Here is a 10,976-nt window from a genome sequence, read left to right as displayed (position 1 = left end):
GGGTGTCTAGTGGGCGAGGTCGTCGAAGGCGGCCAGCTCGTCGTCGGTGACGGTGCCGGAGACGAGCACCCACTGCGCGAAGGCGGGCAGGTAAGAGCTGGGCGGTTCGGGGGAGCTGCAGGGGCCGTCGCTGTGGATGTCGTCGACGTGGTGGTCGAGCGCTGTCCGCAGGCGGATCTCGTCAAGGGTGTTGCGCACGTGCTTGGCACTGAGGTGGATGCCGCGTTCGGCGAGGATCTCCACCACCTGCGCGTACGTGGGCACCGCCGCCAGGTCCCGCCAGCCGAAGCGCAGCGGCAGCACGAGCGCGCACAGCAGCTGGCGTTGGCGGTCGGTGACCCACGTCAGGCGCTCGTAGCCGATGGTGCGCTGGTCGGCGTCGTCGTCGCCCTCGTCCCACCCGCTGGGATTGCCGCTGAGGTGGGCCGAGGCTCCGGGGAGGCGGGTGGAGTCGACGGTGATGGTGTGGCGGGCACCGGCGGTGCCATGGATGACGAGGGTCACCGTCGCGTGCGGGGCGCTGCCGGCCAGCGAGAGCGGGGGCACGGCGAACCCGGGCCCGGGCCACACCTCGGCGGTGATGGTGCGCTTGTCGGAGGTGTTGAAGATGAGCACGCCGTCGCGGCGGCACTCGAGGCGCACCGCCAGGCGGGGCACGCGCAGGTCAGTGGGGGAGTGCCCGATCTGCAGGTCGGTGCTGCTGCTGCGGCCGGCGGTGATCGCCGCCCCGACGGGCAGGCGGACGCGTTGCCGGCCGGCGCTGATGACGGCGTACCCCTCGTGCTGCTGCGGCACCGGCGCAGCGTCCCACTCAGCGCCCGTGCTGTCAGCGTTCTCCCACGACTTCGGCGACGGCGAGGGTCAGGTCATCGGTGGTTCCCAGTTGCAGCGCGAGCAGCTGCAGGCGCTCCACCACCTGCTCCAGGGTCCGGTCCGCGCGGAGCACCGCCGCGAGCACCTCATCGGGGACGGCGCCGTGGAGCCCGTCCGTGCACACGAGAAAGCGCGTGCCGGGCTCGGCGGGCATCGCGGTGAGGTGCGCGTCGACGTCACCGGTGGGAGCTGCGGTGCCGCCGATGACCTGCGTGAGCACGGTGCGCGACCGGGCGTCGTCGGTGCTGACCTGCTCCATTCCGGTTCGGGTCGAGCGGTAGCAGCGGCTGTCGCCCACGTTGAAGGTGATCGCCTGGCCGTCGGTGGTGAAGGCCAGGCCGGCCACCGTCGTCGCCATCCCGCGTCGCTCCTCGCACCCCCAGGAGTCGGCGCGTACGGCGCTGCCCGCCTCGGTGAGCGCCGCGGTGAACTGCTCGGTGAGTTGCGCGGTGGTGCGGGTGCCGTCGAGCTCAGCGAGCGGCCATCGCGAGAGGGCCAGCAGCGCTGCCCTGCTGGCGCGGTCACCGGCGGGACGTCCGCCGAGCCCGTCCGCCACAGCGACCAGCCCACCAGCTTCGGGCAGGACGACGCGGGTGGGCGTGCCCACGTCCGTCTGGCTGATCCGGCCCCCGAGCAGCAGCGCGTCTTCGTTGCGCTCGCGCGTGCTGCCGCGGTGGGTCAGGCCCACCACTGCCACCTCACTGCGGTGACATCGCCCCCCACTCGTAGCCTGCGCGCTCCTGACTTGCCGCATCGGTGACCTCCGGGAAGGGCGCGGCTCCGCTGTCGCGGTGCCCCCCGAGCATCGCGGCGGGGGCGGGGTGAGGCGGGGGCACCCCTGCCCCCGCGGGTCGCCGTCTGCCCTTAGCCCATGACCTCGGTCGGGCGCAAGGGGTGGCCTGTCCTGACGCCGCGGGCAGCGCACCGGTTCTCTTCCGCCAGGGCTGGTGATCAGCCGCCCCCGGTGCGAGGAGGAGCGGTGGAGCAGGACGACGACGTTGCGGGCGGCGGTCCCGCAGTGCGCGCCGTGGCCGTCGTCGTCCTCGATGACCGTCCGGTGGTGAAGCTGGGGTTGCAGGTGGCCCTCGAGGAGCTGCCGGAGGGGACGAGGCTCGGCGAACTCGTGGTGGTGGGCAAGGTGCTCGACGCCGTCGGGGAGATCCGCTCCGCGGTGGAGCGGGGACTGGTTGCGGTGGTGGCGCTGGACGGTGTCGACCGTCCGGGGGAGGCGGTCGCCGCGCTCGAGGCGGGCGCTCGCGGAGTGGTGCTGTGCGAGAGCTCTCTGGCCGAACTCGTCGACGTGGTGCACCGAGCTGGCCGCGGTGAACTGGCGGTGGCCGCGGCGATGGCCGAGCGGTTGGAGCAGGTCATGGAGCTGCGCCGTCTGTTCACCCAGCGGGAGCTGGAGGTGCTCACGCTGTACGCGACGGGTCTCCCGGCGAAGTCGGTGGCGCGGCGGATGGACGTGGGCCTGGAGACGGTGAAGACCTACCTGAAGCGGCTGCGGCAGAAGTCTGCGGCGGCGGGCCTGCGCCTGGACTCGCGGCTGGAGTTCGCGGAGCTGGGCCGCCGGATGGATCTGTCGTGATTGCCGGGCACACAGCACTGCTCGCCGTCGTCCCGAGTGCTGGATCAGCAGTGTCGTGGTGGCGCAGCTCCCGTGACAGGGCGTGTTCGGTCCATGGAGCTGGGAAGGATTGGCCCCTTGAGCGTGACGGGCTGGTGACGCTCAAGGGGCCACTGTCGGACAGCACGGCGCATCGACTCCCTGCCCGTTTCAGGACAGGGGCCGTCGGGTCAGGCTCCCGCGGAGCCTCCGAGCACCACGGTCACCTTGTTGACTCCGGACACGGTGGTTGCCTTGGCGCTACCTCCGGTGCAGGCACCCTTGTCGCCGGGCTGGGCGGCGTAGGTCCCGCGCTGGGCATAGCCCCCCTTGCCGTCGCTGTTGAAGCTGGGCCTGGTCCACGTGGCGCTCGACTTGGGCACCGCCGAGCATGCCTTGGCGGGCCCGAAGTACTCGACGAAGTTCTGGACGTTGGTCATCGCTGTTGCCTGGGGGGCCACGCGCAGGGAGCCGACGTAGACCTCCTTGCCGGTCGACTGGTTCTTGATCCACGCGCCCCACCACTGCCCGGAGGCGTCGGCGTCCAGCCTCCAGACGCGCAGCCGGTAGGCGGTGCCGGTGGTGATCGTGTACGGCAGGCGGCAGGACATGCCCGAACCCTCGCCGCCGAAAGTCCCGCAGGAGGGCCCAGAGGCGGCGGTGGCGTTCCACAGGGAGAAGATCGCGGTGTCTCCGGTGGTGCCATTGAAGCGGTTGCCGTTGGTCTGCAGGCCGACGTACCCGCCGTCGGGGGCCGCGGTCCAGGTCCACATCTGCGCCCAGAAGGTGTAGGCGGCCTTGCTGTTCACAGTGACGAGCTGGTCGGTGTTCCAGAATCCGACGTCGGCGCCGTTCACCGACCAGTGCGAGTAGTAGTAGGCGTTCTGGTGCTGCTGGTAGGCCATTGCCGGCGAGGCCCCTACGAGGAGGAGCGCAGCAGTCAGAACCGCGATGAGCGGGCGTTTGATCACGGTGTCGAGGCTTGCTGTTCCTGGCGCCTGCCGGGCATCCCTTCTAGAGGGGAGCGACCGCGGGTGCGGCGCTGTGCTTCCGCGCTGCGGCTGCGAGGGCTCGATCAGGTTTGCCAGAGATCGACGGGAAAAGCGGCGAGAAGGGGCTTGGAGTCCCACGTGGTGGGTTCCTCGCCTCCCAGCCGGCGGGCGTGCTCCGGGGTGTCGGCGACTCGCCAGTCCGTGCGGCCCGTTCCCAGGAAGTAGTCCTCGTACTTGAACATGGGCTCTTCTTGTGATCTCACAAGCTGTGAAGGGATGCCGTAGCTGTCCGCCAAGACGATGGCGTGCAGAGACGATGCGATGACAAGTTCGGCATTGGCGATCGACGCCGCGATCCTCTTCAGGGGCATCTGCGGTGACAGGCAACCCGGGAGGTGCGTCCACTTTGGTGCGTCATGCATGTTCGGCATGTAGACCACCGAAGACGGTTTCTTGGGAAGCGGCAGGTGGCGCCGTGGCGCGATGTGCGACACGAGCAGTCCTGGATCGCCGTACACGTCAGGGACGTCCAGGCCGCGCTTGCGCAGGAAATCGGCCGTCAGTGGCCCGCGAACAGCGCGGATGTCAAGTTCTGTGAACTTGTACTCGGCCTGCAAGCTCTTCCCGTTGACCCCCGTTCCCCACACGGTGTCACCGTTCCTGGCCAGCAGCATGACGGATCCCACCGTCAGAAGCCTTCGCTTCGTGGTGGCTGCCTTGCGGCAGATTCCCTGCTCGGCGAGAAGTTTCTTGACCAGGAGTGGTCCGAGGAGGTCGCCGAAGTTGCTCACTCGAAACTTGAAGGTCCGATACTTTCCGAACGAGACGCGTTGCGGCCGCCACGGATTCCAGTGGACAAGCTCGACATTCGCCATCACATTCCCCGTTGCCTCGAAGGACTCCGTCACGCGAGGACGTGATCGCCGCGAAGCGATGCGAGAAGCAGTCAAGGCGGAGAGCCAAGGTGCTCCCGCCTGCGGCAGTCGAAAAGGAATCGGCTGCCACAGTTCACCGGGGCGATCGCACCCTTGCTCGCGCAGCGTAGCCGTGTCCCCCTTGAGTGGGAGCCCGCGATCCGTACTTGCTCACGAATGAGGGCATCTCTGCAGGTGGGAACCCGCTGGCACCCCGAAGGCCAGCAGGAGGTGGTGACGAAGAGTCGCGGATGTTCACGATGAGGAAGCTGTGTCGAGAGCCCAGTCGGAAGTGCTTGCGTGGAGCACCTTTGGGCGGGTGCACCGCCCGGTCCTCTGGGGGGTGAGCCATCGGGTTGCGGCGCGGGGAGGCCTACAGCGCCTGGAGGGCGGTGACGTGCGCGAGGTCGGCGGGAGTAGTGCGTGCGGTCCGCTCACCCTGCGGCCGGCTCTTCGGCCGGCTTCGCCGGTGATTCCGACGTGACGCCGCTGAGCTGCGGCGTCACGGAACTCTCCCCGACGCGGCTGAGCTGCTTGCGCCTACGTGCAAGGGGCTTCTCGACCCATGCACGCATAGCCCACGAGAGAAGGACTGCGCAAACGATCGCGCAGACGGCGCCAAGGGCTCCGAGGTCGGGTGCCCAGAACTCTGCTGCCTCGAGCAGCCAGCGGTGAAAAAGGTAGAGGGAGTACGAAATTACCCCGATCCAGGCGATGGGTTTCCAGTTGAGAAGACGACCAAGCCGGCTCTTCGGGGCAAGGATCAAGGGGACGAAGATGCCGAAGGCGGCAATACTTTGTATGGTGAATCCGATCACAAATTGCCCCGGAATCTTCGAGCTGGCATAGAAGGCGGCAGCCGAAGCGATGACGATGGCGGTTCCGGCCCAGGGGCGCGACGGAAGCCGCGCCTCGCCGTAGACCGGATTGAAGCCAATGGCGAGGATGGCTCCCCATAAAAGGGCGTCCATGCGCGTATCGGTTGCGTAGTACAACCTGGGCCCGCTGGCGCCATTCATCCACAGAAATATTCGCCATGCCAGGACGATGAAGCACAGGCCCAGTAGCAGCGATACCTGATGCGCTCGCTTGGGGAGCCACTTCCTCATGGCGACGTACATGAGCGGGAACACAAGGTAGAAGTGCTCCTCCACGGCAAGGGACCAGAAGATGCCGAGGCCCGCGGGCACCCCTTCGTGCCCGTGAGTGATGATCCAATAGTTCGTCAAGAAGAGGGCCGTCGATGCTGCGCCACCTGCGGTCATCGTGTTCGGCAAGAAGCCCACGAGCGACAGGAGAATGACCATCGCGATGACGATATACATAGGCGGGAAGATGCGAAGCGCGCGCCGCTTGTAGAAGTCACTGAACGAGATCTTCTCGTACCGATCGTACTCGGCGCGCAGGAGGGTGGTGATGAGATACCCACTCAAGAAGAAGAAGAGGCTGACTCCCAGTCCGCCTGCAAGATGGCCCGGAAAATGTGCGTGCGCCCATACGACGATGCCAATTGCTATGGCGCGCAGTCCATTGAGCGAAGGAATGTGGCCAATTTTCGGCGCTTTTGTCGCGATGGACGACATCAGTCTCCTCATGATGTGGATCCGTCAGAGAACTATCGTCATGCAGTTTCGGTGGCGTTACGCGTGATGTCCGTCGCCGTGTGGGCGACGCCTTGGCCTTGAGCTGCGGCTCGCAGCCGAGGAGGCGGCGGCATCTTCGCAGGCTGTGCACCGTTGGTGGCGACCCTGCAAACGTTCCGAGCACGCTGCGGCGGCCCTGATCTTGAGCTGCGGCTCTTCGCGGAGGAGGTGGCGGCCTCGTCGTTGCCCGGCGGTGAGCTGTTCGCCGAGGTGACCCCCGGGTCGTGGGGAGCGGCGCTCGGACTGGCGGCCAGTGCGTTGCCGACGGACGGCCGCGCCCGCGCAGCGCGTCGCGAGGTTCTGCCCATCTCCCCTGTGCAGGCGGCGGTCCTGTTCGCGCTGTGGAGCCGTCCGGTGCCCTTGACGGGACGTGCGGTGCACCTGCAGGCGGGTGTGGGGTCGTACCCCGGGACGCTCAGCGCGCTCGCGAGGCTCGTGGAGCAGGGTGTCGTCTCGGCGCGTCGGGTAGGGAGCGCCACGGAGTACGTCCTGAACACCGAGCACGTCCTCTACCCGGTGGTCGATGCGGCGACGGGGGCCAACCGGCCGCGGGCCGAGCTGGACCGCGGGCTCCTCGGGAAGCGTCCGCGAGGTCAGGACCACGGTCAGGCGGCTGACGTCCTCGAGACCATCCGTGGGGCCGAGGAGAGCGCGAGAGCGCTCAAGCGGCTCCTCGAGGACAAGGACACCGCGCAGTACGGCACGACCTACCTCACGCGCGAGAAGGGTGCGTCAGATGCTGAGACGCGTCTCGGTGATGCTCGACGTGTTGGACGCCGTCCTCGGTCGATGAGGTCGTGGCGCAGCGTGTGCGTCGTCACCGACGTCTCGGGCCCGTCCCGTCGAGCATGCAGAAGTCGGCAAAGGGTGGCTCGGAGGGCCGAGGCGACGACTTCTGCATGCTGGAGCGGACGCCTCCGGACGTCGTGGCACCGCGTATGGACCTCCCGGGGTAGAACTCCGACGATGACGACGAGCCGGTCATCAGCAGGCTTGCGGTTGGCCGTCGTCACCGAGGCCGCCGCGGCACCCCTCGAGACCTAGCGGCACCCATGAAACTATCATCCACGTAACTATCACTTGGGATAGTATTTTGTCGTGGGTCAGGCAGGGGCGTTCATCGGTCGGCGGGGGCAGCTCGAGGAGCTGCAGCGTCTCCTCGACGTCGTCAGGGCCGGCGGGGAGCGGCCCGGGCGAGCGTTGCTGGTGCGGGGTCGTCGTCGTGTGGGCAAGTCGCGGCTGGTGGAGGAGTTCCTCCAGCGGACCGGGGTGCCTCACGTCTACTTCACCGCCTCTCGGCAGCGCCCTGACCTTGAGCTGCGGCTCTTCGCGGAGGAGGTGGCGTCGTCGTCGTTGCCCGGCGCTGAGCTGTTCGCCGAGGTGACCCCTGGGTCGTGGGAAGCCGCGCTCGGCTTGGTGGCCAGTGCGTTGCCGGCTGATGGCCCCGCCGTCGTCGTCCTCGATGAGCTGCCGTACCTGACCGGCGAGGAGCCGGCACTGGAGGGCACGCTGCAGAAGGTCTTCGACAGGGTGCTGTCCAGGCGGCAGCTGTTGCTCGTGGGGATCGGGTCCGACTTGGCGATGATGGAGGCGCTCAACGCCTACGGGCGTCCCTTCCACCAGCGGGCCACGGAGCTGGTGGTGCCGCCGCTGAGTCCGGCGGAGGTCGGCGAGATGGTCGGCCTCGAGGCCGCCGACGCGATCGATGCGCAGCTGGTGACGGGTGGACTGCCGATGGTCTGCGAGGAGTGGCGACCGGGTCTGACGCTGTGGGAGCACCTGGAGGAGGTGCTGGGCAGGTCGACGTCGGCTTTGGTGGTCAGTGGCGAGAGGTCGCTGGCGGCGGAGTTCCCCTCCGACGTCCAGGCGCGCCGGGTTCTCGGCACGATCGGTGCGGGGGAGCGGACCTTCTCGGCGATCGGCCAGAAGGCGGGAGGACTGCAGGCCGCGTCGCTGCAGCGCTCTCTGGAGCTGCTGCAGGACAAGCGCGTGGTCGCTGCTGACGTGCCGCTGTCCACCAGGGCGTCGCGCGAGAAGCGCTATCGCGTGGCCGATCCCCACCTGCGGTTCTGGCTCGCCTTCCTCGGGCCCCACCTCGCGGAGGTCGAGAGGGGCAGGGGAGACCGGGTGCTGGAACGCATCAAGGCTTCGTGGCCCTCGTGGCGTGGCCGGGCGGTGGAGCCGCTGGTCAGGGAGTCACTGGCGCGTTTGGACGTCGAGCACCGTGGGGGCGCTGACGGCGTGGTCGGCGGCTACTGGACGCGCAGCAACGACGTCGAGGTGGACCTGGTGGTAGCTGACCGAGCTCCGGTCGCCGACCGCGTCACGGCCGTGGGGTCGGTGAAGTGGCTGGAGCGTCAGCCCTTCGACGAGCACGACCTCTCTGAGCTGGTCCGCGCGCGCGACCGCGTGCCGGGAGCATCCAGCGCTACCCCGCTGCTCGTGGTGAGCCGGGCGGGCAGCCGGGTCGGCGGAGGTGTCGCCCTCACAGTGATTGGCCCCGAGCAGCTGGTCGACGCCTGGCGCTGACGCGCGACCGCTTGCATGCGGGCCGCCCCTTTCCGGATGGATGAGGACGACGACGGACGGCCGCGCCCGCGCGGCACCACGCTGTCGCGTGACCTCCGCGCCACCGTCCGCCGTGCACAACGTCCTTGATCGTCACGTCGGGGTGGGGCACGCTCAGCGTCCCGCGGTGCTTCCGTCGCCGACTTCGGCGCCGGGGGCCAGGGAGGCGAGGTCAGCGGCTGCTCGCCCGGACGCCCACCCGGCGGGGTCGACCGTCGAGGTGGCCTTGCGCTGGACGTGGGGGAACAGCTCCTCCACCGTGTCCTCCACGGCCTTGCTGCGTGCGGCGAGCACCGGCAGCAGAGCTTGTGACGTGCCGGCGGCGACCTCGTTGGTGGTGGTCTCGGAGGCCAGCGTGAGGCGCTCACCGATCCGCTGGGCGTAGGAGTGCAGGTAGGAGCGCCGGAACGTCGCGGACCGGCTGCGGGCTCCGGCCTCCGCGCTGCGACCTGCGGCGGTGAGGGAGGTGAGGGCCTGGACGAGCAGCGACGTGTAGAGGACCTCCACCGCGAGCAGGTCGCTGGGGTAGCCGATGACGTTGGAGAAGCCGGCGTCTGAGGCCCATACCGCGCGGCACCGGTTAGCGTCGGCGATGCACTGCAGCAGCAGCGCCTTGGCGTTCTCGTACGGGGCTTCGACGTCGAGACGCAGGCAGCGGACCCCGTCGCCCTGTCCGCTGTCGGGCTGGCTGGCTGCCAACAGGGCTGCGTCGATGCTGTGACGGGCCATCAGGCTCTGCGCGGCGGCGGTGAACGTCTCCGCCTCGGCAGGGTAGTCGGTGGACTCCGCCTTGGCGAGCAGGGCGCGCACCTTGGCGAGGACCTTGGCGTCGACGTCGGCAGCACGATCAGCTGACGACCTGGCCGCGCGTGCCTTCTGCGCCAGGCCCCCGGGCGCTGCGCTGACGGGCGGGAGCGTGCCCTGGGCGGCGAGCATGCCGATCAGCTCGACGGTGGGCCGCGCCAGCGCCGGCCACCCGCCGGGCCAGCTGCCCATGGCGTCGGCCAGTGCCGAGGCGCCCTCTGCGCGGGAGCGCCACCCCGCTGCCTGGAGCTGGTCGTCCCAGCGGACCTCCACGGAGTCTGCCGGGTAGCGGGAGAGCTGCTCGGCCACTGCCGCCCCCAGCAGGTAGACGTGAACGCGGCTGAGGCGGCGCCGCGCCAGGCGCAGGACGTCTGCGGGTTCCCAGCCCTGCTGCCACCGCTGCTCCACCACCGCCAGCAGCATGGCGCGCACGTGCGCCATGGCGGCGGCCTGCACGCGGGGGAGTCGCGCCACCGGCGCCGACGCGTCCACCAGAGGGGGCATCACCGCGTCGAGCTGACCTGAGTGGTCACGTGAGCAGCGGCAGCCGGCGGCGTTGGCCGCCTGGGCGATGGCGTCGTCGATGGCGTCGCGGACAGCGACGGCCGGGTCGAGCGGTGCTCCGGACTCCCCACCGCCCAGGCCGAAGGCCGCGCCGGATCCGAACCCGGCATCGGCGCGTTGGCCCCTGCCATCGAGGCGCTTGGCGCGGCGTTCGAGGGAGGCACGCTGCGTGCGCTGCCGGGTCTTCTTGTTCTTCGCCACAGGGTCTCTCTTGTCGTGTCTCGTGATGGTGCTGTCTCTCGCCGGCAGCAACGGGGCGACGCTGGGCGGCCTGCTGGGCTCAGCCCTCGGGCCAGGCCAGCTGCTCGGCCACGGAGGTGGCGGTGAGGCCGAGCAGGTCGCTGGAGCCGGTCTCGCGGTAGTCGACCGTGGTCGGATCGAGCTGCCAGATACGTACCGACCGGGTCAGCGGGTCGACCACCCACACCTCCTCGACGCCGCGGGCGGCGTAGAAGCCGAACTTGGCAAAGGTCTCATCGCGGGGACTGAGCACCTCGATCACCAGCGCCGCTGAGGCGTAGTAGAGCTGAGACGGCTCCCCGGCGCGGTGGAAGCCGAGGTCGGGGACGCGGAAGTCACCGGGCTCACCGAGGTTGAACGAGCCGCCTGGCTGGAGTCCGGCGCGGCGAGCTGTGGCGTTCAGGTGCTCGACCAGCGCCATGGCCGTGACGCCGTTGCGGCCGTGTTCGTGCGGCGCCACGTGGTAGACCCCCTCCCAGACCTCGTCCTTGCCGTCCAGCCCGAGCTCGCGACGTCGGGCGAGCAGGGCTTCTACGACTGGGTCGTTCTCTACGAAGAGCGTGCTCATCGGTGTCCTTCCCTCCTGCGCGTTGTCGGCGTCGTGGGTGTCGACCATGGCAGAACCCTCGGACAGCCCGCTCGCGCTGTCCACAGGTCCGGCAGTTGCTCGCTCAGTCCTCGTCGTCCCAGTGGGCTTCGCCGGTGGCCTCCTCGAGCAGGTTGAGGGGATGGCCAGAGGACTCTGAGTGTTCGGTTCTCCGAGGGGCCGGAC

10 protein-coding genes are annotated in these 10,976 nt (G+C 69.2%); 3 read left to right on the top strand and 7 right to left on the bottom strand.

What is annotated here, in order from left to right:
- Positions 1-6: 6 nt before the first annotated feature.
- Complete coding sequence (locus tag BXY45_RS04840) at positions 7-795, bottom strand: hypothetical protein (RefSeq protein WP_109773198.1); 789 nt, start codon at positions 793-795, stop codon at positions 7-9.
- Between the two features lie 31 nt (positions 796-826).
- The gene (locus BXY45_RS04835; protein WP_170131315.1) at positions 827-1,561 is read right to left on the bottom strand and encodes a PP2C family protein-serine/threonine phosphatase; all 735 of its coding nucleotides are present in this window, start codon (positions 1,559-1,561) and stop codon (positions 827-829) included.
- 291 nt (positions 1,562-1,852) lie between these two features.
- Between BXY45_RS04835 and BXY45_RS04830 the strand changes: the two genes are divergently transcribed.
- Positions 1,853-2,461 carry a response regulator transcription factor gene (locus BXY45_RS04830; protein WP_170131314.1) on the top strand — a complete coding sequence of 203 codons (609 nt, stop codon included), beginning with the start codon at positions 1,853-1,855 and terminating at the stop codon, positions 2,459-2,461.
- 209 nt (positions 2,462-2,670) lie between these two features.
- Here BXY45_RS04830 and BXY45_RS04825 read toward each other — a convergent pair whose 3' ends face one another.
- From BXY45_RS04825 to BXY45_RS04815, 3 genes are all read right to left on the bottom strand, one after another.
- Positions 2,671-3,450 (bottom strand): DUF3472 domain-containing protein, encoded by a 780-nt coding sequence (locus tag BXY45_RS04825; RefSeq protein ID WP_146211077.1) that lies wholly within the window; start codon positions 3,448-3,450, stop codon positions 2,671-2,673.
- Positions 3,451-3,554: 104 nt separating this feature from the next.
- Positions 3,555-4,379, bottom strand: coding sequence for a polysaccharide pyruvyl transferase family protein (locus BXY45_RS04820; RefSeq protein WP_109773194.1), 825 nt, complete (start codon positions 4,377-4,379; stop codon positions 3,555-3,557).
- Positions 4,380-4,819: 440 nt separating this feature from the next.
- Positions 4,820-5,968 (bottom strand): acyltransferase family protein, encoded by a 1,149-nt coding sequence (locus tag BXY45_RS04815; protein ID WP_170131313.1) that lies wholly within the window; start codon positions 5,966-5,968, stop codon positions 4,820-4,822.
- 156 nt (positions 5,969-6,124) lie between these two features.
- On the opposite strand from BXY45_RS04815, the gene BXY45_RS04810 reads away from it, so the two are divergent.
- Positions 6,125-7,072: a hypothetical protein gene (locus tag BXY45_RS04810; RefSeq protein WP_109773192.1), complete on the top strand. Its 948-nt coding sequence runs from the start codon at positions 6,125-6,127 to the stop codon at positions 7,070-7,072.
- Positions 7,073-7,126: 54 nt separating this feature from the next.
- Positions 7,127-8,557, top strand: a complete 1,431-nt coding sequence (locus tag BXY45_RS04805; RefSeq protein WP_211319236.1) for an ATP-binding protein — start codon at positions 7,127-7,129, stop codon at positions 8,555-8,557.
- A 153-nt stretch (positions 8,558-8,710) separates the two neighbouring features.
- Here BXY45_RS04805 and BXY45_RS04800 read toward each other — a convergent pair whose 3' ends face one another.
- Together BXY45_RS04800 and BXY45_RS04795 are read right to left on the bottom strand one after the other, a co-directional pair.
- Positions 8,711-10,165, bottom strand: coding sequence for a DUF2786 domain-containing protein (locus BXY45_RS04800; RefSeq protein ID WP_109773191.1), 1,455 nt, complete (start codon positions 10,163-10,165; stop codon positions 8,711-8,713).
- Between the two features lie 79 nt (positions 10,166-10,244).
- Positions 10,245-10,820, bottom strand: a complete 576-nt coding sequence (locus tag BXY45_RS04795) for a Uma2 family endonuclease (RefSeq protein ID WP_170131312.1) — start codon at positions 10,818-10,820, stop codon at positions 10,245-10,247.
- Positions 10,821-10,976 lie beyond the last annotated feature (156 nt).

Source organism: Quadrisphaera granulorum (genome assembly GCF_003149145.1).
Taxonomy (GTDB): domain Bacteria; phylum Actinomycetota; class Actinomycetes; order Actinomycetales; family Quadrisphaeraceae; genus Quadrisphaera; species Quadrisphaera granulorum.
Note: the sequence above shows the minus strand (reverse complement) of the source record. Positions and strands in the feature narration are given on the sequence as shown.

Bases quoted from the DNA above. Each gene is read 5' to 3' on its own strand.
- BXY45_RS04815 (WP_170131313.1), bottom strand. From the start codon at position 5,968: ATGTCGTCCATCGCGACAAAAGCGCCGAAAATTGGCCACATTCCTTCG.
- BXY45_RS04795 (WP_170131312.1), bottom strand. From the start codon at position 10,820: ATGGTCGACACCCACGACGCCGACAACGCGCAGGAGGGAAGGACACCG.